The sequence below is a fragment of the Mesorhizobium sp. M0772 genome (assembly GCF_040320135.1).
Classification (GTDB): Bacteria; Pseudomonadota; Alphaproteobacteria; order Rhizobiales; family Rhizobiaceae; genus Mesorhizobium.
Genome location: NZ_JAMYPB010000006.1, coordinates 103,152 through 127,981, shown reverse-complemented (window position 1 = coordinate 127,981; position 24,830 = coordinate 103,152). Strand labels below are relative to the sequence as shown.

Below are 24,830 nucleotides of genomic sequence, written 5' to 3'. Positions count from 1 at the left end.
GCAGTTGGCCGCAGGCATTTTCCCTCGATGAGAAGACGATCCCCTTGCAGTATCTAGAGAAATGGACGGACTGGCTCGGCGAAGGCAAGGTCGGTCCCTTCAACGCCGCACTGGTCTGCGTCGCGGTCTATTGCGTCGTCCAGATCGTGGTGATGGCGCTGCTGTCCCATGTCGTAGGAACCGGTGTCGGCGTCGACGATTCCGAACAGCTGATGTACATGCACTACCTCTGGGCTGGCTATGGCGGCTCGCAGCCGCCGCTCTACACCTGGCTTGCCCGCCTCGTCGCCGCCGTGGTCGGAACGAACATCCTGGCGCTCAAGATCGTGAAGTACCTGCTGATCGGAGCGGCGCTGGCGTCGGTTTTCATCGCTGTCCGCCGCCTGGGCTATTCCAGCCGCGCTGGCGCCGCCGCATTGTTCGGCCTGCTGTTGTTTCCGCAGATGGTGTGGGAGATGCAGCACGCCCTCACCCACTCGATCGCCGCTTTCTGTTTTTCAGTGGTGCTGTTTCTTGCGCTCGTTGAACTGGTGCAGCGGCGTTCGCTGGCCACCTATGTGCTGTTTGGCGTGGCGATGGCCGCCGCCATCCTGTCGAAATACAACAACGCGATCTTTCTCGGCGCGCTGATGCTGTCCACCCTGTCGCTGCGCGAAACGCGCGGCGTCATCCTCAACCGCCGGTTTTCGATCAGCCTTGTCGTGGCGGTGCTGCTTTGCCTGCCGACGCTCTACTGGAACCTGACCTACACCGACCAGTTGCTGTCGCACAGCGGCGGCTTCGGCATGGGCAGAGGAGAAAGCGCCATACAAACCGCATTCTACGGAATGCGCGGACTGGGCAAGGCTATCCTGTATTTCGCCGTGTTGCCGGCCGGCATATTCGTCGCGGCTTTGCTCATCGCATGGAAAAAGCCAGCGCCCGCGCTGCAACCGGCGCCATGGACCGAGAAACTGGTGTGGCGCACCATCGCTTTTGCCCTGGCGATGACCATCGTGCTCGTCCTGGCGAGCGGGACGACGCAATTTCGCGATCGCTGGATGCTTCCCATCCTTGTGTTGCTGCCGGTCGCGCTGGCCTTGCGGATGGATGCCAGAGGCGACAAGGGAAGGAAGGTGCAGGACGTCGTCGTCTTTGTCGGCGCAACGCTTGCCATCCTCGTGCTGCCGGTGACCTGGTACACGCACCTCAATGGCGGCGACAGCCGCGGCAGCATCGTGCGTGTCGACTACCAGTCGCTCTATGGCCAGCTGACGGCAAACGGTCCGGTTCGCACGGCGATATCGAGCTGGCACTGGGTGGGAAATCTGCGTCTTGTCGATCCCGATCTGGTCGTGCTCGACGACGAGATGCCGAACTTCGGCCATTTGCTGATCGAGCCGGCGGTGCTCGTGATGGCCAATGACAAGGAACCTCCCGAGGGCATCCTGCGGGCCTTGAGCGAGGCCGGCTATGTCGCTGACGGCTCGCCGCAGCAGTTGGTCGTCCCGATGCTGTTCGACAGCGAGCCGCCCACCCGCACGCTGACGGTCACGCGGCTGAAGAAAGCGGCCGCGGGCGCAGCGCCACAGTAAGTCGGCAGGGAGGCGTCGGGTGGAGAAACAAGGGTTCGGCCGTTACCGCAAGATCATGCCGTTCGAGCCGGGCTCCGTCGAAGCCTTGCGCGACGCCTCGCGCCAGAAAGCGGCGTCGCTGAACCAGCATGTGCTGGGCTATGGCGCGCTGGCTGAAACCGAATGGCAAGCGGCAGGCATCGCCGCGCCCGATCTTGCCGCGATGCGCCAATACCGGCTCGAGCGCATCCGAGCCGAACTGAAGCGCCGAAACTACGCCGGCGCGCTGCTCTACGACCCCGTCAACATCCGCTACGCCACCGATTCGACCAACATGCAGCTGTGGGTCGCGCACAATCCGACCCGCCACTGCTTCATCGCCACTGAGGGGCCCGTGGTGCTGTTCGACTATTTCTCCTGCGAGCATCTGTCCGACCATTCCGGCGTAGTTGACGAGGTGCGGCCGGCAGTGTCGTGGATGTACCTCTATGGCGGTGAGCTGACCGAGCATAAAGTCCGCCGCTGGGCGGCCGGCATCGCCGATCTGGTCAAGGAGCATGGCGGCGGCAACAGCCGCATTGCGGTCGACCACATCAACCCGGAAGGCGTCGAGGAACTCGCCCGGCTCGGCATCTCGATTGGCAATGGCGAAGCGGTGATGGAAAATGCGCGGCTGATCAAATCGCCGGACGAGATCCTCGCCATGCGCCGCGCAATCGTCGCTTGCGAAGCGGCGATGGGTGAAATGGAGAAGGCGCTGACGCCGGGCATTTCCGAAAACGAATTGTGGGCCGAACTCCACCGCGGCAACATTGCGCGCGGCGGCGAATGGATCGAAACCCGGCTGCTTGCCTCGGGGCCGCGCACCAATCCGTGGTTCCAGGAATGCTCGTCGCGGGTGATCGAGGAAGGCGACCTCGTCGCCTTCGACACCGACCTGATCGGTCCCTACGGCTTCTGCGCCGATCTCTCCCGCACCTGGCTTTGCGGTGACGCCAGGCCGTCGAACGAGCAGCGCGACCTCTTCCACATCGCCGCCGACCAGATCGCCCACAACACGCAACTGATGCAGCCCGGCATATCCTTCCGCGACCTGGTCGAACGCTCGGTGGTGCCGCCGGGAGATTGCTTCCCGGCGCGCTACGGCGTGCTCTATCACGGCGTCGGCCTCGCCGACGAGTATCCAACCCTGCCGCATGCAAGCGACTGGACGCCGGACACGCCCGACGGCGTGCTGGAGCCGGGAATGGTCCTGTGCGTGGAAAGCTATATCGGCCGTCTCGGCGGCCATGAGGGCGTCAAGATCGAGGAACAGATCCTGATCACCGAGACCGGTAACGAGCAGCTTTCAACCTACCCGTTGGATGCGAGGCTGCTCGGCTGATCCGGCAAGCGCCTCGCGCAGAGCCTTGAGCGTCTTTTCCGGCGTCGTCCTGGCGGTGATGTAGGGCAGGCCTTTGCGCCTTGCCGTCCAGCCGACCACCTTCACGGCGTTTGCCGCAGGTTCGAAACGCTGCGCCAGCGCCCAGCTCTCACAGTCGATGGCAGCTATATCCGCCTTGCCCTCGGCGACCGCGATAATCGAGCGGCGATGGCCACCGCTTTCGCTGCGCGAGGAAAAGATATCCAGGCTTTCGCCGGCGGCCTGCAGGTCGCGCGTCAGCGCGATGATGCCCGACATCGAATCGAGGCTGTTGTAGGTAAAACGCTTGCCACGCATCAGATCGAGCGGCAGCAAGGCTTTGCCATCCGCGGGCGAGCGAACTTCCGGTCCCTCGGCCGTGCGCATCACCAGCGCGCTGGAATAGAGTTCGCCCTGGCCGCCTTCGTAAGCGTCGTAGCTCGGCTGGCCGACCACCTGCACATGCTTGTTCAGGCCAAGTTCCATCGGCCCCCAGCAGGTCTGCGCGAACAGCAGCGCCGGATGGAGCCAAAGCTGATGATGGTCGAGTTCGTTCGGCGGCAGTGTCGCCGGATCGGGCGCGATCAGTCTGCCCTCGGCGTCCTGGATACCGCCCGGCACCGGCGGCAGGTCGCCATTGCGGCGCACGATTGTCTGCGGTGCATCGACGCCCTTGTGCCGAAAAGCCTCGCGCAACGCTGCCCATTGCGCGTCGACCTCGCCGCGCACTTCGGGCCAGTCGTACATCGGCAATGCCGCAATCAATTCACTCATGCCGACACTCAATCATCATGGCTCGGGAAAGGATCGCAAAAACGCGGCGTCCAATCAGAATTGGCCGACACCGGGATGTCCGGGGATTATTCCTTCGGCGGCTCGGCCGGAACCGGCGCGCTGCCAAGCCCGCTGATGCTGCGCGCCCTGATGCGCGGCTTGAACGCCCTGCCCGGCTCGGGCTGGCGGCGCAGCACCGGGTGCACGATCGGCTCCTTGGCCTTGAATGCGTAGGCTTTGATCAGTGCGAAATAGTTCGGATAGGCGTAGCCATTGTTCATCCGCAGCCACTCGTCGCGGCGGTCCGCAAACAGTTTTGGAAGTCTGTACCAGGCAACCGTCGGGGTCTTGTGGTGGACGAAGTGCAGATTGTTGTTGAGGAACAGGAACGACAGCGGCGAGCGCTCGATGATCACCGTGCGTCCTTCAGGGTGCTCGGACCACTGATGTTCGGCGAAAGTCCGGACCGCGATCAGCGACTGGCCGAGCCAGACCGGCACCAGAATGTAGAGCCATACGGGAATGCCGAAGCCGAACTGCACGATCGGCACCACGATGGCGAGGCCGATCGCATGCAGCAGCCATGCCTTGCCGATCACCTTGTCGCCGGCAATCACATGCTTGGCATCGTCGACGAAGAAACCGACGCAGGACAGCCAGGGGCCGAGGAAGAAACGGCCGGCCATGGTGTTGTTGATCTTGAGCAGGAATTTCATCGTCGGCGGCAGATCGTCATGCATCCACAACGCCTGGTAATAGCTCTCGGGATCGTCGAGGGGATCGGTCAGGCGCTCGTCGGCGTGGTGGCGCAAATGAAGCGTCTTGAAGCGACGGAACGGCCAGACCAGGCCGATCGGCAGGAAGACGAAGGCTTCGTTGATGAGCGCGCTGCGCGTCGGATGGCCATGCAGCACTTCATGCATGATCGACGACTGCAAGGCCAGGATGAAGCCGAGGAGAAGAAGTGCCGGGATCGGATAAGAGGGCCAGAGCAGGAGCCCGGCAGCGAGCCACATTCCGTAACAGAAGAAAGCGAGGACCACGGTCGGCCACTCGATGGCCGCTGCGTCGCGTCGCTTGATGCGCTTGCCTGTCATGCTATCGACCACTGTCCCTCAGTCGCCGGAATTGGTTCCTGACAGCATAGTGTCAGGAGAAGCGATTCCGCTCAACGAGACAAAGTGTACAAAATGTTGCGATTGCGCATTTTCGACCGCAGATGTTATACATTGTAAACAACCTTACGGATTCATTTACGCTGGAAGTGCTGATTCGACGGCTCGGGCGCAAATTTTTCCTAAGAGAGTGCGGAGAACGAACAGTGGACAAACGGGACCTTTCGGCAATCTTCCGGGAGCGCCTGAAGCTGCTCCTGACACGGTCCGATCTCAACCAGTCAGCTTTCGCGTCAGCAGTCGGCATCGACCGGTCGGCGCTGTCGCAACTGATGTCCGGCGCCTCGACGCGCCTGCCACGTGCCGAAACGCTGCTCAACATCGCCGCCGAATTCAAGATCTCGCTGGACTGGCTGCTCGGCCTCTCCCAGGACGAAGGCGTCACCGGCGAAATCCGCGAAAGCCTGGAGATCGAAGAGGCGCCCGACGGCTTCGACCGCACGCTGCTCGCCAAATGGTTCGCGGAAGCCGCAGGCACCAAGATCCGCTATGTGCCGGCCGGCATTCCCGATCTCCTGCGCACACGCCAGCTGGTCGACTACGAAGCCAACATCACCAACCGCAGCCGCCTCGCTCAGGCGAGCGAGACGCAGTACCGCATCGAGTACAACCGGCGCCCTGAGACCGACATGGAGGTCTGCATGCCGCGCCATACGCTTGAGATCTTTGCCCGCGGCCTGGGCGTCTGGGACCGCTTTCCCGAGGCTGACCGCCGGCAGCAGCTTGCCCATATGGCGACGCTGCTTGACGATCTCTACCCCACCTTCCGCCTGTTCCTCTATGACGGCCGCATGCGCTATTCGATCCCGCTGACAATCTTCGGTCCCTACCGCGCCGCCATCTATGTCGGCGACATGTATGTCGTGCTGAATGCCACCCAGCCGGTACAGGCGCTGACCCAGCATTTCGACAATCTGATCCGGGCCGCCGACATCAACCCGCATGAGGCCGCCGCCTACGCGCGCAATCTGGCCGGCGCGTCATTTCCATCGGGTTCTGCCTGATCCCCAACGCCCCGGAAAGGTGCGCCGCGCGGCAATTGCAGGTCGCAAACACATTGACTGGACATAAAGACTTCTTTATATCCTTATTCCATTCGAATATCTGAAAGTCGATCCGATGACCGCGAACAATCCCATCGATGCTCTGCTGGCCGAAAAGGGCGTGCTGCTCGCCGATGGCGCCACCGGCACCAATCTGTTCGCCATGGGTCTGGAGGCCGGCGAAGCGCCGGAGTTGCTGAACGAGGCAGCGCCCGACACCATCGCCAGCCTGCACCAGAATTTCGTCGACGCCGGCGCCGATATCATCCTCACCAACTCGTTCGGCGGCACCCGCCACCGGCTGAAGCTGCATCATGCGCAGGACCGCGTGCATGCGCTGAACAAGCGCGCCGCCGAGATTGCCCGCGCGGTCGCCGACAAGGCCGGCAGGAAAGTCATCGTCGCCGGCTCGGTCGGTCCGACCGGCGAGTTGCTGGTGCCGCTCGGCGCCATGACCTATGACGAAGCAGTCGAGGCTTTTGCCGAGCAGATCGAGGGTCTCAAGGAAGGCGGCGCCGAAGTCGCCTGGATCGAGACCATGTCTGCGCCGGACGAAATCCGCGCCGCGGCGGAGGCCGCCATCCGCGTCGGCCTGCCCTACACCTATACCGGTTCGTTCGACACTGCCGGCCGCACCATGATGGGCCTGCTGCCCAGGGATATCCACGGCGTCGTCGACGGACTTTCAGAGACACCGCTCGGTGTCGGCGCCAATTGCGGTGTCGGCGCCTCCGACATCCTGGCCTCGCTGCTCGACATGACCGAGGCGAAGCCGGAAGCGACGGTGATCGTCAAGGGCAATTGCGGCATTCCCGAATTTCGTGGCACCGAGATCCATTATTCCGGCACGCCGGAGCTGATGGCCGACTATGTCCGGCTGGCTGTCGATGGCGGCGCGAAGATCATCGGCGGCTGCTGCGGCACCTCGTTCCAGCACCTTGCCGCCATGCGCAAGGCGCTCGACGCGCACACCAAATCCGAACGCCCGACCGTCGCGGGGATCGTGGAGCGCATCGGTCCGATGCGCAACAAGGTGGCGACGGAAAACACCGCCGAGACCAGCGAAGCCCGCCGCGAACGCCGCCGCAGCCGGGCCTGATATCGAACTTATTCGCTGTTTTCAGCGTAACGCGATAGCGCCGTCGTGAAATCCAGGGCGGTGCTGTCGGCGCTTTCATTCATCGTCACCAGGTCACCCGACGACTGCGGATTGCCGATCTGCTCCAGCATGACGCGAAAGCGGTCATTGGTCAGCGCCGACTTTGCGGTATTCCGGGCTGCGTCGACGTCATCCATGATGCGCCTGGATTCTGGCGACAGCGTTCCCGACGCCTGCGTGTGTCTCACCGCCGGCGTCGTGTTTCCAATGTTCATGATCTGCAATTCCCGGCTCCCCAAGCCCAGTCCCGACCCCATGCAATAATAGCCGGGCATTGCGATGACGTTCCGGAAAAGCCGCGCAATTTAACGATCAGGCGCATCATCTGTGCGCTTCGGATCAATCGGTCCGAAAAAAGGCCGGCAGGGTTTCCCCCGCCGGCCTGCCTCACCCGCCCGTAGCCGGTTCCCCGATCAGAACGACCCCCGTCTGAAAGGAACCGGCGTTATTGCCACTACCGGTTACCGCCCAGCGCCGAGGCAAGGCGCACAAGCGAAAGGAACTCGGACCTGTACCCAAACGGGTCGGCTCCTCGGGCGGCGGTGGCAATCTCCATGATCTTGTCGTAGCCGAACTTCGCGGTCGCATCCTCGTCGCGCAGCTTCTGGCCGAAGGCGGCGACAGCGACGGAGAAACGCTGGTCGGTGCTGGCCTGGTCGAAGGACGCGACCTCGTTGGCCGAGGTCACCGGCGTGGTGATCAGCTTCGAGACGTCTTCGTTCGGCAGCTTGTAGCGGATCTTGACGAATGCATATTCGTCGGCATTGGCGACGCCGCCATTGTTGACCGTCGCCTGGCCGTAGCGCAGCGGATCCATCTGCTCGCCGCCGCTGCCCTTCGGCGTGATCTCGTAGATGGCGGTCACCGAATGACCCGAGCCGATATCGCCGGCATCGACGCGGTCATTGTTGAAGTCCTCGCGGTTCAAGGCGCGGGTTTCATAGCCGATCAACCGGTACTCCGAGACCTTGTCTGGATTGAACTCGACCTGGATCTTGACGTCCTTGGCGATGGTGAACAGCGTCGAGGAGGCATCCTCGACCAGAACCTTCTCGGCCTCGGCCAGCGTGTCGATATAGGCGGCGGTGCCGTTGCCGTTCTGGGCGATGGTCTGCATCATCTGGTCGTTCAGATTGCCGCGTCCAAAGCCGAACACCGACAGGAAGACGCCGGTCTTGCGCTCCTGCTCGATCAGCCGCTTCAGATCGTCGTCATCGGTCTGGCCGACATTGAAGTCGCCGTCCGTGGCCAGCATCACACGGTTGATGCCATCCTTGACGAAGGACTGCTGGGCAAGCTTGTAGGCTTCCTTGATGCCCGCCTCGCCGGCCGTCGAGCCGCCGGGCGACAGATTGTCGATGGCGTTGAGGATCTTGTCCTTCTCGGTAACCTTGGTCGGCATCAGCACGGTGCCGGCGTCACCGGCATAGGTGACGATCGAGATGGTGTCGTCCGCCTTGAGCTTGCTGACCAGCAGCCGGAAAGCCGACTTGAGCAGCGGCAGCTTGTCAGGCTCGTCCATCGAACCCGAGACGTCGATCAGGAACACCAGATTGGCCTTGGGCTGCTCGACCGGCTTGATGTCGAAGCCCTTGATGGCGACGTGCATCAGCTTGGTGTGCCCGTTCCACGGCGTCGGCATGACGCTGACGGTCGAATTGAACGGCGTCGAAGCCGAGTCCGGCCCCTTCCAGTCATAGGGGAAGTAATTGACCATCTCCTCGACGCGCACTGTGTCGGCCTGCGGCAGGTAGCCCTGCTTCAGCGAGCCGCGGACGAAGGAATAGGAAGCGGTGTCGACGTCGATCGAGAAGGTCGAGACCGGATCCTGAAGCGCTGCATGCACCGGATTGGTCTTGAAATCCTCGACGCGGTCGCGGTTTGGCTCCTGCGGCGCTATCTGGTCGGCCGGCATCGTCGAAGGCTGCGCCAGGTACTTGGATTCGGTCGCGCCGGCCATGCGGTCGAACCGCGCGCCGCCGGCCGGGGCAGCGGTGCCGTCAAGCGAAAACTCGCGGCTCTCAACTGGCGCAGGCTCGGCCAACACGCCGCGTCCCAGCGCATCCTGCTGCGCCGGGGCGACAGCAACGGTCGATTCGGGCTTCGGCGGCGCGGGTGGCGTAAGCGGCGTAGTGGTGTCGCGGCTTCGCACATCGGCGTCGGCCTTCTTGTCGCCTTCAGGCGCCTGCTTTTCTTTTACCGGCGCGTTGGTTGCCGGCCCATTGGTTGCCGGCTTGTCGGCCAGCGTTTCGGTGATCTTCTCGTCGCCGCCGAACGGCAACGGCTGTTCCCTCAGCATGTGGAAGGTGGCGTATCCGGCGATCGGCAGGGCGACGAGCCCGGCAATGGCTGGCGTGGCGATGAGTTTCTTTTGCATGATCTCGCTCCAGAGCTTTTGTGCTCGCTCTGTGAGACGAAGCCCGCCTACCGATCCTTGGGTGACGACAGAAATATTTTGCTGATCATAGGCGCTCATGGCGGCTTCGAAGGCGCGTGCCTTCGCGCTTTCGCCCGGCGCCGGTACTGCTGCGTCGCGCAGCCTGTTGAGCTCGTTGTCGTCGACCATGGTCACACTTCCCCGGCTGAACGCATGAGCGTTTTCAGCCGTTTCTTCGCTTCATGGATGTGCCAGGAAACCGTCGTCTCCGAGATTGCCATCGCCTCGGCGGCGGCCGCATGGCTCAACCCTTCGCCATAGACCAGAAGTACTGCATCGCGCTGCTTGTCCGGCAGTTGCCGCACCGCTGCCCAGAGCGCCTCAGTCGGATCTTCGGGCTCGGCGGATGCCTCTCCCGATATCATGCTGTAGGCGCCGAAAGCCTCGGTCTTGACGTTTTCGTGCGTCGTCTTGCGCATCATGTCGCGCGCCGCGTTCAGCGTCACGGAATAGAGCCATGTCGTGAACGCGCCGCCGCCGCGGTAGTCGCGGATCGCCTTGCCGAGACGGACACAGACCTCCTGGGCGATGTCTTCGGCATCGGCCTTCTTTCCGCACCAGCGATAGGCGGCGCGATAGACGAAGTCGTAGTGCCGCTCCAGCAATTTGCCGAAGGCACCCCTGTCTCCGCCCTTCGCCCGCCCGATCAATTCGGCGTCGGAGGCTTCGCTTTCATCCAGCATCATCGCCATCATTTGCCTGTTGGACGAAGGCTAATGGCCAATCCTTGGGGTTATGGAAAGATTTTTTTCCGAGGCGACGGATGCACGCGCAACAGGTGCGCTGAGATTCAGGTCAGGCCGAGCCGAAAACGATGGATTTCGAGAACCGGAGCGGAGCGTACTTTTGTACGCGAGCACCGGAAGCACAGAAAGCCGTCGTTTGCAGGCCGGCCTCACCTGAATATCAGCACACCTGGCCCGAGGCCCAGCCGGACGACCAAGCCCACTGAAAATTATAGCCGCCCAGCCAGCCGGTGACATCGACGACTTCGCCGATGAAAAACAGCCCCGGCACGGATTTCGCCTGCATCGTCTTCTGATCGAGCCCGTTGGTATCCACACCGCCAAGGGTCACTTCCGCCGTGCGGTAACCCTCGGAGCCGGCCGGCTTGATGCGCCAGTCGTTGACAGCGGCTTCGACGGTTTTCATTTGCAGGTCTGTCAAATCGGCGAGATTGCCATCGATCCCGCTACGCTCGGCGACCGCTTGCGCAAGGCGCTTCGGCAAATGGTTTGCAAGCACCGTCTGCACCGCTTGCCTGCCGTTGACGCGCCGGGCGGCGCGAAGCAGTTCCGCCACATCCATCCCCGGCAGCATGGCGATGCGGATCTCGTCGCCCTCGCGCCAGTAGGACGATATCTGCAGGATGGAAGGCCCGCTCAAGCCGCGATGCGTAAACAGCATCGCCTCCGAAAACCGCGTCTTGCCGCAGGCGACTTCGGCATCGACGGCATTGCCGGCCAAGGGCGCCAGCCGCTCCAGCGTTCTTGCGTCGAAGGTAAGCGGCACCAGCGCCGGCCGTGTTTCCACCACCGCCAGGCCGAACTGCGCCGCAAGCTCGTAGCCGAAACCGGACGCGCCCATTTTGGGGATCGACTTGCCACCACAGGCAACGACCAGCGAATTGCAGGCGACGCTGCCAGTGGAGAGCGTCAGCACAAAACCGTCCGCGGCCTTGCTGACGTTCCTCACCTCGGTCGACAGCGCCAGCTCCACGCCGCCATCCTGCATTTCAGAGACCAGCATGTCGATGATCAGCCGCGCCGAGCCATCGCAAAACAGCTGTCCCAGCGTCTTCTCGTGATAGGCGACGCCGTGGCGTTCGACGAGCTCGATGAAATCGCGCTGCGTGTAGCGGCTGAGCGCCGAGATGCAGAAATGCGGATTGCCGGAGATGAAATTCTTCGGGCTGGTGTGGATGTTGGTGAAATTGCAGCGGCCACCGCCGGAGATGCGGATCTTCTCGCCGGGCTTTGCCGCGTGATCGAGCACCAGGACCGAGCGGCCGCGCTTGCCGGCCTCGATGGCGCACATCATTCCGGCCGCACCGGCGCCGATCACCACGACATCATAGGATTGCATCAGGCTGTTCGTTCCCGCTCGACTGGCGCTGTTGCAACAGGCCGCGCCAATCGTGCAGTCTCTACCCGTTCGTTGCGACTTCAGGCAACGCCTCGTTAGATCAGCGTCTCGGCGAACAGCGTCGTCAATCGCTTCCAATGACGTTCGGCGCCGGCCGCGTTGAACACGCTGTGGTCCGACACGCACCAGCCATGCGCCATGCCGGCATAGTTTTCGATGACGTGGTCGACTTTCGCCACGCGCAGCGCCTCGGCCAGTCGCGCCGACTGCTCCGGCGGAAAGCTGCGGTCCACCCCAGACGTTCCGACATAGACCCGCGCCTTGATCATTGCAGCCTTGCGGTGCGGACTGTCGGCGGCATCGCTGGCCAGATTGCCGCCATGGAAGCTTGCCGCCGCCACGATGCGATCGGGATAGGTTGCAGCCGCATTCAAGGCCCGCGCCCCGCCCATGCAGTAACCGACGACACCGACCGGTCCGGTGACACCTTCAGCGGTAAGCGTGTCGAGGAACGCCCTGCTGTCGCGGATGGTCATGTCCTGTGTCGTGCCGTGGACCAACGCCGTCAGCGCGACCTTGGTCTCCTCCACGACGAAAGCGGTCTTGGGCTCGAACGGCCCGTAGGGCGCTTTGCGATAGAAAAGATCCGGCACCAGCACCGCATAGCCCTCACCCGCCAGCCGCTCCGCCATTGCGTCGAGCGCCGGTCGCGGACCGAAGGCGTCCATGTAGAGAATGATACCGGCCTTGACCGGGGAAACAGTCGCCGAACGGAACAATCCCGCCTTCGCCACGCCGTCTCCGGTCTCTATCTCAATGTCCTGCTTCGCCATGGCTCGCCCCATTGATTGTCGTGCGATACATATAAGCAGGCATTGTCAGGGCAAGCCGTTCCCTGACAATCCCGTTCAACACTTTGTGCAGGCGTTCAACGCCGCTACAGGCCAGCAAACGCCGTCATGTGAAAGGCCTGAACCTCAAGCGGATAGCGATGGGCCGTGCCATACGGACAAGCGTTGCGGTCGAGGCAGCCGCCGCCGCGGCATGGTTCGCCCTTCGATCCCCGCACATGCGCCAGGCAAGCCTGATGAGCGAAACCATCCGCGGAATAGGCGTCAACCGGACAGGATTTCAGGCAAGGTTTTGCCACACAGGCGTCGCAAAGGTGAATCGATGCGTGAGCTTCTGGAGCCGCGATCTCGTCTTCGAACAGCAGAGCGCCGCGATAGGCATGCCAGAGCCCGTATTGAGGATGCATGAGGATGCCGAGCGGCGACGGTTTCAGCCCCTCCGCCCGCATCGCCCATTGCTGGAACGGCAGATAAGGTCTGTCCGAAGGCGAAACGGCGCGCGCGCCGAATTTCTCCGCCACCGCACCGATCACTTCGCGCGACCATGTGTCGAGCGGATTAGCAATGGTTTGCGGTTGCCGGTCGCGCCAGCGCAGGAAATGCGGCCAGGGTGCCGCTCCCGCCTGCCCGACCAACAGCACGGATTTGGCAAGGGCGGCTGAAGGGCTATGCGGCGGCGTTTCGCTTGTTGCGAAATTGAAGCCGCCGCGCAGGATGAGGCCGTCGGCGGAAAGCGCGGCCGCTATCTCGTCAGCCCGGCGCCGCGCAATCATCCCTTCTTGTCCGGGTCGGAGAAAGCGCTCCGCCAGACTTCCTTGTGGATGATGTTGGCGACTTTAGCCCCGCCTGACTCGGGCTCCTTTCAGGTGAAGGCGTCAGCCATCGACGCCTTCTTCGTCGCGATGTAGTCCTTCAGCCCGTCGTCGATGCCCGGATCGAGATACGGCGCCTCATAGGTCTCCAGCCAGCGGCGGGCGAGTTCGTTGGCGCGCTGCGGCGCTGTCTTCTCGCCCTCGGCCAGCCACTGCTCGTAGGAATTGTTGTCGGCGATGCTGGAGCGGTAGAAGGCGGTCTGGAAATTGGCCTGGGTGTGGTCGCAGCCGAGATAGTGGCTGCCCGGGCCGACCTGGCGGATGGCGTCCATCGCCTGGCCGTTTTCCGAGAGGTCGACGCCTTCGGAAAACTTTTGCGTCATGCCGAGCTGATCGATGTCCATCATGAATTTTTCGTAGCAGGAGGCCAGTCCGCCCTCGAGCCAGCCGGCCGAATGCAGGACGAAATTGGTGCCGGCAAGAATGGTCGAGTTGAGCGTGTTGGCGCTCTCATAGGCGGCCTGCGCGTCCGGAACCTTGGAGGCGCAGAGCGAGCCGCCGGTGCGGAACGGCAGACCGAGCCGGCGGGCAAGCTGTGCGGCGCCGTAGGAAACCAGCGACGGCTCCGGTGTGCCGAAGGTCGGCGCACCAGACTGCATGGAGATCGACGAGGCGAAGGTGCCGAACAGCACCGGCGCGCCGGGACGGATCAACTGCGTGAAAGAGGCGCCGGCCAGCACCTCTGCCAGAACCTGCGTCAGCGTGCCGGCCACCGTGACCGGGCTCATCGCGCCGGCAAGGATGAACGGCGTGACGATGCAAGCCTGGTTGTGACGCGAATAAACCTTCAGCGCGCCCAGCATGGTTTCGTCGAACACCATCGGCGAATTGGCGTTGATCAGGCTGGTCAGCACGGTGTTGTTTTCGACGAAATCGTCGCCGAACACGATCTTGGCCATGGCGACGGTGTCTTCGGCCCGCTCTGGCGCCGTCACCGAACCCATGAACGGTTTGTCCGAATATTTGATGTGGCTGTAGATCATGTCGAGATGGCGTTTGTTGACCGGCACGTCGACCGGCTCGCAAACCGTGCCGCCCGAATGGTGAATCGACGGCGCCATATAGGCGAGCTTCACGAAATTCCGGAAATCCTCGATCGTCGCGTAGCGCCTGACACCGTCGAGATCGCGCACGAAGGGCGGACCATAGACCGGCGCGAAGACCGTGGCGTTGCCGCCGATCTGCACCGAACGTTCGGCGTTGCGCGCATGCTGGGTGTAGATGGGCGGGGCGGTCTTCAGCAGCGAGCGGCAGAGGCCCTTGGGAAAATGCACGCGCTCGCCCTTGACGTCGGCGCCCGCCTCTTTCCAAAGCTGCAGCGCCGCGGCGTCGTCGCGAAAGATGATGCCGATCTCTTCCAGCACCGTATCGGTGTTGTTTTCGATAATCGCCAGGCCTTCCTCGTTGAGGACCTCATAGATGTTGATCTTGCGCTTGATATAGGTGAGCTGGGTGCCCGGTCCGCCGCCCGAGCGCGCCGCCCGCCTTGCAGCCGCGCCGCCGCTGGCAGCACGTCCACGTCGCGCATTGGACGCTTCCTGGTCGACTGACGCGTTTTCACTCATGATCGTTTTTCCCTAAAAACCGTTTGCGGCCGCGTATGGCGGCTTCTCGCCCGGATCGTAGCCATGCACCCTATTCGAAACGGCCCGCCAGCGCCAACGCCTGTCGCAAAATCGACAAGAATTCCAATAGATTTGCGGTCGCTTTCCTTTTGCGGGAAGTCGCAAATCAGCTATGGATACCTGCCCCCGCCGGGTTAGGTATTGACGCGATTATTTTAAGCCGCCGTGATCGCATCCGCGCGGCAAGGAGCCCGAGAAAAATGGCCGACGACGAGATCATCCTCTCCGAGCTTTCCGACGACGAGTTGGTGCAGCAGATGCACGACGATCTCTATGACGGGCTGAAGGAAGAGATCGAGGAAGGCACCAACATCCTGCTCGAGCGCGGCTGGGTGCCCTACAAGGTGCTGACCGAAGCTCTGGTCGAAGGCATGCGCATCGTCGGCGAGGACTTTCGCGACGGCATCCTGTTCGTTCCCGAGGTGCTGCTGTCGGCCAACGCGATGAAAGCCGGCATGTTCATCCTGCGCCCGCTGCTGGCCGCCACCGGCGCGCCGAAGCAGGGCAAGATGGTGATCGGCACCGTCAAGGGCGACATCCACGACATCGGCAAGAACCTCGTCGGCATGATGATGGAAGGTGCCGGCTTCGACGTCATCGATCTCGGCATCAACAATGCGGTGGAAAAATACCTCGACGCCATCGAGCAGCACCAGCCCGACATTATCGGCATGTCGGCGCTTTTGACCACGACCATGCCTTACATGAAGGTCGTCATCGACACGATGAAGGAAAAGGGCATCCGCGACGACTATGTCGTCCTGGTCGGCGGCGCGCCGCTAAACGAGGAATTCGGCAAGGCCGTCGGCGCCGATGCCTATTGCCGCGACGCGGCTGTGGCGGTCGAGACCGCCAAGGACTTCATGAAGCGCAAGCATAACGTGCGCGCTTCAGCCTGATCTGTTACGCAAGGCGTCTGGCCCACAATCGAAAGCCGCGCCTTGCAGCGCGGCTTTTTTGTTCCAGCTATTGGAACGGATGGCTGCGTCAGGGTTTGGTGACCGTGTCGTCGACGGCTTTCGCAGTCGATTTGATATCCCGGCCGACACCACGGACGGTGTTGGCACAGGCCGTGAGCGCCAGGACGCAGGCAAGGATTGCAATCGGCGCAACGCGTAACAGTTTCATGGACGGTTTATCCCTCTCTCGATAGATTCGCCCCACAGCAACGAAGGCCGCTTCGACCGGGTTCCATGGCCAGAATGCAAAAAACGAAACCGAATCAAGACGACAGGCTGCTGGTCATCGCCTGTGGAATGATTGCGCGCGAAGTTTTGGCCGTCAAGGAGCAGCTCAAGCTCGACCATCTCGACCTGACCTGCCTGCCGGCGGAGTTCCATTTCTACCCCGACCGCATCGCACCGGCGATGGACAAGGCGATCGAAAAGGCCAAGGCGGAAGGCTATAGCAACATCTTCGTCGGCTATGCCGATTGCGGTACCGGCGGCATGCTCGACCGGGTCCTGGAGAAGCACGGCGTCGAGCGCATGGCCGGGCCGCACTGCTTTGCCTTCTACCAGGGCATGGACGCCTATGCGAAGGTCGCCGACGACGACATGATGTCGTTCTACATGACCGATTTCCTGTGCCGCCAGTTCGACGCCTTCTTCATGAAGCCGCTCGGCCTCGACAAGCACCCGGAGCTGATCAAGGACTATTTCGGCAACTACCAGAAGCTGATCTACATCGCCCAGACCGACGATCCGGAACTCGACAAGGTCGCCGAGAAGGCCGCGAAGATGCTTGGCCTCGCCTATGAGCGCCGCTCGACCGGCTATGGCGACCTGACGGCTGAATTGGCGCGGGTGGCGGCACATCCAGAAGAATTGCGTTAGGCGCCCGACTTCGGATTATTTGCTCTCCGGTTGCGGATCCGACACGAAATCGACAACGCGGCCGTTGTCTAACCGGATCGGCCCTCTTGCAGTTGGATCCTTGCGCAAAGCCTCTGCAAGCAGAGCGTCGACTGTGTCGAGATTGACCTGCAGAATTGTGCGGTCGCCCAGTTCCCAGTACTCGCCTTCATCGAAGACGTCGAACTTGTCGAAAAAAGGAGCAACTTTGCGAAGCAACTCGATGATCTCGATATGCGCCTCCGACCCCGCAAACTGGGTCTTGCAATATTGCTGCATGAAGAGGTCCCTGTCGAACTCGAACCTTAGGCGATCCGACTTGGGATGCGGCAGGCATTCTATCCCCAAGACCGGGCCGATATAGTCAACGCTGCGTTCGTCGATGACCCGGTTGAGAACCATTTCGGCCTCGTCTATCGGCCGAAATCGCCAGTCTCGAGGATGGCAAGCGCTTCAACTTCCTGCAACAGCGCAACATATTGTTCCTCTCCGCGCAGTTGTCCCTCAAAATGGATTGTAACCCCCACGCGCACCTCCCGCGGAACATACCGCTGTTTAAGCACGGATGACAGGCCGCCGCGAATGGGTAAGTGTGCACTGGAAGATAGAATCGGCTGCTCCAGCCGCGCCAACATGGATACCACCGATGACCCCTCGCGTCCTGCTCGCCGCCCTTGGCCTCCTCTGCCTCGTCTTGCCCGCTCGCGCCGACGGCGAGGTGCAGAAGATCATCACGCCTGCCGACAAGGTTCGCCTCGACAAATATGGCGAGACCCGCAAGGCGGCGCTGGCCGAGGCAAAAGCGGGAGACCCGGCTGAGGTCAGCCAACTCGACGCGCTGCTGGCAAAGCCGATAGTGGCCTTTTCCGACAAGGACCTGAGCGGCAACTGGCAATGCCGAACCATCAAGGTGGGCCTGACCGGCCCGCTGGTCATCTATGGCTGGTTCAAGTGCAAGGCCACGGACGATGGCTCCGGCTGGCAGCTGGAAAAGGTCAGCGGCTCGCAACGCACCAAGGGCCGTTTCTTCGACGATAGCGAAAAACGCGCGATCTATCTCGGCTCCGGCTATGTCAATGACAACAAGCCAAAACCCTATGGCAGCGGCCCGGAAAGCGACCAGGTCGGCTATGCCTTCCGCACCAGCGCCAATGAATGGCGCATCGAATTCCCGGCGCCCTACTACGAATCGAAACTTGACATCATCGAGTTCAAGCGCTGATCCGTTGGTCTCTCGCTGGCCGGGCGGTCATCAAGATTTAACCTCGCCCGGCACAGAATTGAGCCGGGCAGCGCACGGCAAATGGTTGCGCGCCGGCAAGAAAGCGCGCCATGGCATCAGCGGTTGAAAAAAGTGCTGCGATCGTCATCGTCACCGAAGGCGGGCCGCACATCTGGGCCATCGTCAACGCCATCGCCGACCAGTTCGGTCCTGTCAGCGTCATCCTCGAAAGCCCTGAATCCAAAAAACAATTGCTGCTCGGCCGGGCGAGCCGCCAGGGCTGGTTTTCGGCCATCGGTCAACTCGGCACGATGGTGTTGACGAGGCTCGGCAAGCGCTTCTTCGCTGGCCACGCAGAGCGGCTCATCGCCGATCAGAAGCTTGAGACCGAGCCGAAGCCGGGACAAAAGATCATCCACGTCTCCTCCGCCAACGCAGCCGATTGCCTGCAGGCGATCGCCGACATCCGCCCGGGCGTGGTGCTGCTCGCCGGCTGCCGGCTCTTGTCCCGGCAGACGCTGGCGCAAATGCCCTGCCCGGTGCTCAACTACCACGCCGGCATCGCGCCCAAATACCGCGGCATGAATTGCGGCTACTGGGCGCTGGCCTCCGGCGATCTCCAGAATTTCGGCACCACCGTGCATCTGGTCGACGCCGGCGTCGATACCGGCGGCGTGTTGAAACAGGCGCGCGGCAAGCCGGAGCCCGGCGACACTATTTCGAGCTATGCGTTGCGCCAGGCGGCGTTCTCGCGTGACATCTGCGTCGAGGCGGTCCGCGGTGCCTTGGACGGCAAGCTTGTCACGATCGACCCCGGCCTGCCCTCGAAACAATGGTACCACCCGACGATCTGGTTCTATCTCTGGACCGGCCTGACCAAGCGGGTTTGGTAGCCAGCCTTCCCTCGGAATCTCGCCTTTCTTTTTGCGACTCTCAATAGCGTCGCTTTTGAATGCGCGCGCGTCGTCCCATAACAAGCAGCCCCACTGCGCATCCGGCAATGCTCACACCAGCTGGATAAAGTGGTGGAACGTCGTTTCCCTCATGGACGCACGGCGCTCTACAGGGAGTGAGAGAATTCATGGCCGATCTGATTGTCGTCTATTGGCGCGACATCCCCGCCCAGGTCATCGTCAAGAAGGGCCGGCAGAACGCCAAGCGCGAACTGCCGCTGCGCTTCACCGAGGCGATCGATATGTGCGCCATGCGCACCGGCGCCGGCGGCACCGACGATTACCTCGCCGAATGGCGCAAGGCCGATCCGATCCCGGTCGGCGACGACCTCGAAGCCGAGGTCGAGAAGGCATTCAGCGACATCGACGCGAAATACGACCGCGAGCGGCTGGTCGCTCTGGTCAAGGCGGGCGGGAAAGAAAATGTCTGAAACCACTCCTGCCAAAGAGGGGCCAAGGGTTACCCAGCCGGTTACCCAGGCCACTCAGGTCAAGAAAGCAGCGCCGAAATCCGACTACAAGCCGGCCGACGTGTCGCCGCAGCGGCGCGTGCAGCGGTCGTTTGCCATCAGGCTGTGGTCCATTCGGCACTCGCGATTGCTCGAATGGTTCTACTCCAGGTTCGCCGACATGTTCCTGCTTCTTCATCCGCTTTGGAAAGGCCTCGGCTATGGGCGCGTCGAGGCGCCGATCAAGTTTGTCGAAAGGCGCGTCAAGGGCTTCATGTTCGACTGCCGCATGTGCGGCCAGTGCATCCTGTCCTCGACCGGCATGTCGTGCCCGATGAACTGCCCCAAGAAGCTGCGCAACGGCCCTTGCGGCGGTGTGCGCGCCAACGGCAATTGCGAGGTCGAGCCCGATATGCCTTGCGTCTGGGTCAAGGCCTGGGAAGGCTCGCGGAACATGGAGCATGGCGACAGGATCCTGACCGTGCAGAAGCCGGTCGACCAGTCGCTGCGCGAAACCTCGGCCTGGCTGCGGGTGACGGCCCAGTCGGCAGCGGCCCGTGAAGCAGCGGCCAAAGCCAATACCGGAGCGGGCGCGTGATCGGCCGTCAGCGCGATGAAAACCCGGCCGGCATCCATCTGCCGCTAGATCCCCTGCCCGGCCACTCCTCGCGTGGCCGACTGGAGCGCGTGCTGCGACGCGGCGAATTCGCCGTTACCACCGAGCTCAACCCGCCCGACAGCGCCGATCCCGAAGACGTCTACAACAGGGCGAAAATCTTCGACGGCTGGGTCGACGCCATCAATGCCGTCGATGCCTCCGGCGCCAACTGCCACATGTCGTCGGTCGGCATTTGCGCGCTGCTCACCCGCATGGGCTACGCGCCGATCATGCAGATCGCCTGCCGCGACAGGAACCGCATCGCCATCCAGGGCGACGTGCTGGGCGGTGCCGCCATGGGGGTCGCCAACATGCTGTGCCTCACCGGCGACGGCGTCCAGGCCGGCGACCAGCCCGGCGCCAAGCCTGTCTTCGACCTCGATTCCATGTCGTTGCTGGAAACCTGCCGCATTATGCGCGACAACGGCAAGTTCCTGTCCGGCCGCAAGTTGACGACGCCGCCGCAAATTTTCCTCGGCGCCGCCGTCAACCCCTTCGCGCCACCCTTCGATTTCCGCCCGATCCATCTCGGCAAAAAGATCGCCGCCGGCGCGCAGTTCGTGCAGACGCAATACTGCTTCGACGTGCCGATGTTCAGAACCTTCATGCAGAGGGCGCGGGACTTGGGGCATACGGAAAAAGTTTTCATCCTGTGCGGCGTCGGCCCGCTGGCTTCGGCCAAGACGGCCAAATGGATCCGCTCCAACGTGCCCGGCATCCATATTCCCGATGCCATCATCAAGCGGCTGGAAGGTGCGCAGGACCAGAAGAAGGAAGGCAAGCAGCTCTGCACCGACATCATCAACGAGGTGAAGGAAATTCCTGGTGTCTCCGGCATCCATGTGATGGCCTACCGCCAGGAGGAATATGTCGCCGAGATCGTCGATGAATCGGGTGTGCTGAAAGGCCGCCAGCCGTGGAAACGTGAGATCCGCCACGACGATCAGATGGTCGCCGACCGGCTCGAGAGCATACTGCACGACGACATTACCGAAACGCAGGTGGATATGGTGAAGACCGCGCACTGACAGCGCGGACGGCCAGCCATTCGCTTGAATGAAACCAGACAACGATATAAAGAAATCTTTATATCAGGCGGAGAGACTTCATGACCCGGACCATCGTCGCCTCGGCGACACGAGAGATCATCATCGGCTTCGACCAGCCTTTCTGCGTCATCGGCGAGCGCATCAACCCGACCGGCCGCAAGAAGCTGGCCGCCGAGATGATCGCCGGCAATTTCGAGACAGTCATCAAGGATGCGCTGGAACAGGCCGCCTGCGGCGCCACCATGCTCGACGTCAATGCCGGCGTCACCTCCGTTAATCCGAACGAAACCGAACCCGGCCTGCTGGTGCAGACGCTGGAGATCGTCCAGGGCCTGGTCGACCTGCCGCTGTCGATCGACTCGTCGGTCACCGCCGCCATCGAGGCAGCGCTCAAGGTCGCCAAGGGCCGCCCGCTGGTCAACTCCGTGACCGGCGAAGAGGAAAAGCTCGAAGCCATCCTGCCGCTGGTCAAGAAGTACAATGTTCCGGTCGTCGCGATCTCCAACGACGAGACCGGCATTTCGATGGATCCGGATGTGCGCTTCGCCGTCGCCAAGAAGATCGTGCAGCGCTGCGCCGATTTCGGCATTCCGGCGCATGACGTCGTCGTTGACCCGCTGGTGATGCCGATCGGCGCGCTCGGCGATGCCGGCCGCCAGGTCTTCGCGTTGCTGCGCCGTCTGCGCGAAGAGCTCAAGGTCAACACCACTTGCGGCCTGTCCAACATTTCGTTCGGCCTGCCGCACCGCCACGGCATCAACGCTGCCTTCATCCCGATGGTGATCGGCGCCGGTATGACGAGCGCTATCATGAACCCGGTGCGCCCGCAGGAAATGGAAGCCGTGCGCGGCGCCAATGTGCTCAACGGCACCGACGAGAACTGCACCAACTGGATCCGCACCTACAAGGACTACAAACCGGCCGAAGGCGGCCAGGCGGTCGCAGCGCCCACCGCCGTTAACGCTCCGGGCGAAGGCGGCGGCAATGGCGGTCGCCGTCGCGGCGGCCGTGAAGCCCGCATGGCCAGGGGATAAGCGCGCAATCGTGAACTCGCCTGCAAACATTACTGATCCGCTCGTGCTGTTCATGCCGTCAGGCAAACGCGGGCGGTTTCCCGTCGGCACACCGGTGCTCGATGCCGCGCGTCAGCTCGGCGTCTATGTCGAGAGCGTCTGCGGTGGCCGCGCCACCTGCGGTCGCTGCCAGATCGAAGTGCAGGAAGGCAATTTCGCCAAGCACAAGATCGTCTCGTCCAACGACCACATCTCGCCCAAGGGCGCCAAGGAAGAGCGCTATGAGCGCGTCCGCGGCCTGCCCGAGCGGCGCCGCCTGTCCTGCTCGGCGCAGATTCTCGGCGACCTCGTCATCGACGTGCCGCAGGACACGGTCATCAACGCCCAGACCATCCGCAAGGATGCCGACACGCGCGTCATCGCCCGCGATGCGGCAATCCGCATGTGCTATGTCGAGATCGAAGAGCCCGACATGCACAAGCCGCTGGGCGATCTCGACCGCCTCAAGATCGCCTTGATGAAGGATTGGGGCTTTAAAAACCTCGAATTCGATTTCTACCTGATGCCGCAGGTGCAAGGCATACTGCGCAAAGGTAACTGGACCGCGACCGCCGCCATCCACAAGGATGCCGAAAGCGACATCGCCCGCGTGATCGCACTGTGGCCCGGCCTCAAGAACGAGGCCTATGGCCTGGCCTGCGATATCGGCTCGACCACCATCGCCATGCATCTGGTGTCGTTGCTGTCGGGCCGCGTCGCCGCCTCGTCAGGCACCTCCAACCCGCAGATCCGCTTCGGCGAGGATCTGATGAGCCGCGTCTCCTATGTGATGATGAACCCGGATGGCCGCGAAGGCATGACGGTCGCCGTGCGCGAGGCGATCTCGGGCCTCGTCGACAAGGTCTGCGCCGAAGGCAACGTCCAGCGCAACGACATTCTGGACAGCGTCTTTGTCGGCAATCCGATCATGCACCATCTGTTCCTCGGCATCGATCCGACCGAACTCGGCGGCGCGCCCTTCGCGCTCGCCGTCTCGGGCGCGGTGCGCATCAAGGCCTCCGACATCGGCCTGAAGCTCAACCAGGGCGCGCGCCTCTATATGCTGCCCTGCATCGCCGGCCATGTCGGCGCCGACGCCGCAGCCGTGACGCTGTCGGAAGGCCCGCATCGCCAGGACGAGATGATGCTGATCGTCGACGTCGGCACCAATGCCGAGATCGTGCTTGGCAACCGCAAGCGGGTGGTCGCAGCCTCCTCGCCCACCGGTCCCGCCTTCGAGGGCGCCGAAATCTCCGGCGGCCAACGCGCCGCCCCCGGCGCAATCGAGCGCGTGCGCATCGACCCCGATACGCTGGAGCCGAAATACCGCGTCATCGGCTCTGAACTCTGGTCCGACGATCCCGGCTTCGTCGATAGCGTGCAGGCGACCGGCGTCACCGGCATCTGCGGCTCCGGCATCATCGAGATCGTGGCCGAAATGTACCTCGCCGGCATCATCTCCGAGGATGGCGTCATCGACGGATCGCTGGCCGAGCGGTCGCCGCGCGTCACGGTCAACGGCCGCACCTTCTCTTATGTCTTGAAGGAAGGCGAACCCAAGATCACCATCACGCAGACCGACGTGCGCGCCATCCAGCTTGCCAAGGCGGCGCTCTATGCCGGCACCAAGCTTCTGATGGAAAAGCAGAACACCGAACACGTCGACCGCATCCATTTCGCCGGCGCCTTCGGCTCGTTCATCGATCCGAAATACGCGATGGTGCTTGGGCTGATCCCGGACTGCGACCTCGACAAGGTATCGGCCGTCGGTAACGCCGCCGGTGCCGGCGCGCGGATGGCGCTGCTCAACCGCGGCTATCGCCGCGAGATCGAGGACACGGTCAGCCACATCGAGAAGATCGAGACCGCATTGGAGCCGAAATTCCAGGAGCATTTCGTCTACGCCATGGCGCTTCCCAACAAGGTCGATCCGTTCCCGAAACTGTCGGCGGCGGTGAAATTGCCGCCACGCAAGACCGTCAGCGAGGATGGCGTCGCCGGCGACGCCGCCCCGCGACGGCGTTCGCGCGAAGGCCACGCGGCAAGGCGCAGCCGGGAATAGGCCGGCAGCCAAGGCCGGCGAATTCTTTGACTTTCGTTTGCGTGCAAATGTTTCCAGATCGCACCGATCTGGAAACCGAAGCGCTGTTTTGGCGCAATACGTCCGATACAGACGTGAAGCATTTACCGGACATCGAATGGCGGACCGGACTATTCCGCCGCCACAACGCTCCAAAGGAGAATAGAGATGTTCGAGACCCTCGGCCGTTTTCGTGCGGCCATGAAGAATGCACAGGCCGTGCGCGCCATGAACAACCTGCCACCCGAAATCCAGAAGGACATCGGCTGGCCCGTGTCGCCGCGCATCGACGCCCAGACCAACCTGTCGCGTCTGATCCTGGGCTCGAGCCGCTGATGACCTTCGCCGACAAGTGCAAATCGCTGACCAAGCGCCGGGGCCGCCGCATGGTCCCGGCTGCGACCGACATCAAGCTGCGCGCCGCGCTGCTGCCCCGGCGCTGAGCCGCGCTGCGCAGAGCCGCGGACGTGGCTGATCAAACAACCGTGTTGGCTTGGGCCAGAATCTTGACATTTCGGCTGGAGGTACGATCTTCGAG

General features: G+C 62.7%; 26 protein-coding genes. 14 read left to right on the top strand and 12 right to left on the bottom strand.

The genetic code is table 11. The annotated features are described in order from the left end of the window. Positions 1 to 44: 44 nt before the first annotated feature. Entirely contained in the window at positions 45 to 1,574 is a 1,530-nt protein-coding gene (locus tag NKI06_RS06160; protein WP_352984487.1) for an ArnT family glycosyltransferase, read from the top strand. A gap of 55 nt (positions 1,575 to 1,629) precedes the next feature. Then, positions 1,630 to 2,937 carry a M24 family metallopeptidase gene (locus NKI06_RS06155; protein WP_352984550.1) on the top strand — a complete coding sequence of 436 codons (1,308 nt, stop codon included), beginning with the start codon at positions 1,630 to 1,632 and terminating at the stop codon, positions 2,935 to 2,937. Here the strand turns inward: NKI06_RS06155 and NKI06_RS06150 are convergent. Continuing rightward, entirely contained in the window at positions 2,902 to 3,729 is an 828-nt protein-coding gene (locus NKI06_RS06150) for a phosphate/phosphite/phosphonate ABC transporter substrate-binding protein (RefSeq protein ID WP_352984485.1), read from the bottom strand. The genes NKI06_RS06155 and NKI06_RS06150 overlap by 36 nt on opposite strands. Positions 3,730 to 3,815: 86 nt before the next feature. Continuing rightward, positions 3,816 to 4,826: a fatty acid desaturase gene (locus tag NKI06_RS06145; RefSeq protein WP_352984484.1), complete on the bottom strand. Its 1,011-nt coding sequence runs from the start codon at positions 4,824 to 4,826 to the stop codon at positions 3,816 to 3,818. Positions 4,827 to 5,050: 224 nt separating this feature from the next. Between NKI06_RS06145 and NKI06_RS06140 the strand changes: the two genes are divergently transcribed. Beyond that, positions 5,051 to 5,908 carry a helix-turn-helix domain-containing protein gene (locus tag NKI06_RS06140; protein WP_023681768.1) on the top strand — a complete coding sequence of 286 codons (858 nt, stop codon included), beginning with the start codon at positions 5,051 to 5,053 and terminating at the stop codon, positions 5,906 to 5,908. Positions 5,909 to 6,023: 115 nt separating this feature from the next. Beyond that, entirely contained in the window at positions 6,024 to 7,046 is a 1,023-nt protein-coding gene (bmt, locus tag NKI06_RS06135) for a betaine--homocysteine S-methyltransferase (protein WP_352984482.1), read from the top strand. Positions 7,047 to 7,054: 8 nt separating this feature from the next. Here the strand turns inward: bmt and NKI06_RS06130 are convergent, their stop codons facing one another. The 7 genes from NKI06_RS06130 to NKI06_RS06100 form a co-directional block, all read right to left on the bottom strand. Continuing rightward, complete coding sequence (locus NKI06_RS06130; protein ID WP_023724232.1) at positions 7,055 to 7,321, bottom strand: hypothetical protein; 267 nt, start codon at positions 7,319 to 7,321, stop codon at positions 7,055 to 7,057. Between the two features lie 239 nt (positions 7,322 to 7,560). After that, on the bottom strand, positions 7,561 to 9,672 hold the full coding sequence (locus NKI06_RS06125; protein ID WP_352984480.1) for a vWA domain-containing protein: 2,112 nt from the start codon (positions 9,670 to 9,672) through the stop codon (positions 7,561 to 7,563). Positions 9,673 to 9,674: 2 nt separating this feature from the next. Beyond that, the gene (locus NKI06_RS06120; RefSeq protein ID WP_352984478.1) at positions 9,675 to 10,235 is read right to left on the bottom strand and encodes an RNA polymerase sigma factor; all 561 of its coding nucleotides are present in this window, start codon (positions 10,233 to 10,235) and stop codon (positions 9,675 to 9,677) included. Positions 10,236 to 10,449: 214 nt separating this feature from the next. Continuing rightward, positions 10,450 to 11,628, bottom strand: a complete 1,179-nt coding sequence (locus tag NKI06_RS06115; RefSeq protein ID WP_352984476.1) for a BaiN/RdsA family NAD(P)/FAD-dependent oxidoreductase — start codon at positions 11,626 to 11,628, stop codon at positions 10,450 to 10,452. Between the two features lie 95 nt (positions 11,629 to 11,723). Then, positions 11,724 to 12,461 (bottom strand): dienelactone hydrolase family protein, encoded by a 738-nt coding sequence (locus NKI06_RS06110; RefSeq protein ID WP_352984474.1) that lies wholly within the window; start codon positions 12,459 to 12,461, stop codon positions 11,724 to 11,726. Positions 12,462 to 12,565: 104 nt separating this feature from the next. Beyond that, complete coding sequence (locus NKI06_RS06105; RefSeq protein WP_352984472.1) at positions 12,566 to 13,252, bottom strand: 4Fe-4S dicluster domain-containing protein; 687 nt, start codon at positions 13,250 to 13,252, stop codon at positions 12,566 to 12,568. A gap of 89 nt (positions 13,253 to 13,341) precedes the next feature. Further along, positions 13,342 to 14,916 carry a trimethylamine methyltransferase family protein gene (locus tag NKI06_RS06100; protein ID WP_352984471.1) on the bottom strand — a complete coding sequence of 525 codons (1,575 nt, stop codon included), beginning with the start codon at positions 14,914 to 14,916 and terminating at the stop codon, positions 13,342 to 13,344. A 260-nt stretch (positions 14,917 to 15,176) separates the two neighbouring features. Between NKI06_RS06100 and NKI06_RS06095 the strand changes: the two genes are divergently transcribed. After that, a complete protein-coding gene (locus NKI06_RS06095) occupies positions 15,177 to 15,875 on the top strand; it encodes a cobalamin B12-binding domain-containing protein (RefSeq protein ID WP_023688118.1) in 699 nt (232 codons plus the stop codon). Between the two features lie 88 nt (positions 15,876 to 15,963). Here the strand turns inward: NKI06_RS06095 and NKI06_RS06090 are convergent, their stop codons facing one another. Next, positions 15,964 to 16,104, bottom strand: a complete 141-nt coding sequence (locus tag NKI06_RS06090) for an entericidin A/B family lipoprotein (RefSeq protein ID WP_023670401.1) — start codon at positions 16,102 to 16,104, stop codon at positions 15,964 to 15,966. Positions 16,105 to 16,169: 65 nt separating this feature from the next. Here NKI06_RS06090 and NKI06_RS06085 point away from each other — a divergent pair, with 65 nt between their 5' ends. Further along, on the top strand, positions 16,170 to 16,811 hold the full coding sequence (locus tag NKI06_RS06085) for a DUF1638 domain-containing protein (protein WP_023733763.1): 642 nt from the start codon (positions 16,170 to 16,172) through the stop codon (positions 16,809 to 16,811). A 15-nt stretch (positions 16,812 to 16,826) separates the two neighbouring features. On the opposite strand, the gene NKI06_RS06080 is transcribed toward NKI06_RS06085, so the two are convergent. Both NKI06_RS06080 and NKI06_RS06075 read right to left on the bottom strand, forming a co-directional pair. After that, on the bottom strand, positions 16,827 to 17,231 hold the full coding sequence (locus NKI06_RS06080) for a hypothetical protein (protein WP_023830541.1): 405 nt from the start codon (positions 17,229 to 17,231) through the stop codon (positions 16,827 to 16,829). A gap of 11 nt (positions 17,232 to 17,242) precedes the next feature. Continuing rightward, positions 17,243 to 17,464, bottom strand: coding sequence for a hypothetical protein (locus tag NKI06_RS06075; protein ID WP_352984468.1), 222 nt, complete (start codon positions 17,462 to 17,464; stop codon positions 17,243 to 17,245). An 11-nt stretch (positions 17,465 to 17,475) separates the two neighbouring features. Between NKI06_RS06075 and NKI06_RS06070 the strand changes: the two genes are divergently transcribed. The 8 genes from NKI06_RS06070 to NKI06_RS06035 all read left to right on the top strand — a co-directional run bounded on the left by NKI06_RS06070 (position 17,476) and on the right by NKI06_RS06035 (position 24,628). After that, the gene (locus NKI06_RS06070; RefSeq protein ID WP_352984467.1) at positions 17,476 to 18,051 is read left to right on the top strand and encodes a DUF4893 domain-containing protein; all 576 of its coding nucleotides are present in this window, start codon (positions 17,476 to 17,478) and stop codon (positions 18,049 to 18,051) included. Positions 18,052 to 18,161: 110 nt separating this feature from the next. After that, positions 18,162 to 18,944, top strand: coding sequence for a formyl transferase (locus tag NKI06_RS06065; RefSeq protein ID WP_352984465.1), 783 nt, complete (start codon positions 18,162 to 18,164; stop codon positions 18,942 to 18,944). 188 nt (positions 18,945 to 19,132) lie between these two features. Next, complete coding sequence (locus NKI06_RS06060) at positions 19,133 to 19,435, top strand: virulence factor (protein WP_023670397.1); 303 nt, start codon at positions 19,133 to 19,135, stop codon at positions 19,433 to 19,435. Next, positions 19,428 to 20,051, top strand: a complete 624-nt coding sequence (locus tag NKI06_RS06055) for a methylenetetrahydrofolate reductase C-terminal domain-containing protein (protein WP_352984463.1) — start codon at positions 19,428 to 19,430, stop codon at positions 20,049 to 20,051. Before NKI06_RS06060 ends, NKI06_RS06055 begins: the two co-directional genes overlap by 8 nt. Further along, positions 20,048 to 21,139 carry a methylenetetrahydrofolate reductase gene (locus NKI06_RS06050; protein ID WP_023681780.1) on the top strand — a complete coding sequence of 364 codons (1,092 nt, stop codon included), beginning with the start codon at positions 20,048 to 20,050 and terminating at the stop codon, positions 21,137 to 21,139. The genes NKI06_RS06055 and NKI06_RS06050 overlap by 4 nt, the downstream gene beginning before the upstream one ends. Before the next feature lie 80 nt (positions 21,140 to 21,219). Beyond that, positions 21,220 to 22,194 carry a methyltetrahydrofolate cobalamin methyltransferase gene (locus NKI06_RS06045; RefSeq protein WP_023670394.1) on the top strand — a complete coding sequence of 325 codons (975 nt, stop codon included), beginning with the start codon at positions 21,220 to 21,222 and terminating at the stop codon, positions 22,192 to 22,194. Then, entirely contained in the window at positions 22,145 to 24,274 is a 2,130-nt protein-coding gene (locus NKI06_RS06040) for an ASKHA domain-containing protein (RefSeq protein WP_352984461.1), read from the top strand. Before NKI06_RS06045 ends, NKI06_RS06040 begins: the two co-directional genes overlap by 50 nt. A gap of 186 nt (positions 24,275 to 24,460) precedes the next feature. Then, on the top strand, positions 24,461 to 24,628 hold the full coding sequence (locus NKI06_RS06035) for a hypothetical protein (RefSeq protein WP_352984459.1): 168 nt from the start codon (positions 24,461 to 24,463) through the stop codon (positions 24,626 to 24,628). The last annotated feature ends 202 nt before the right edge of the window (positions 24,629 to 24,830 follow it).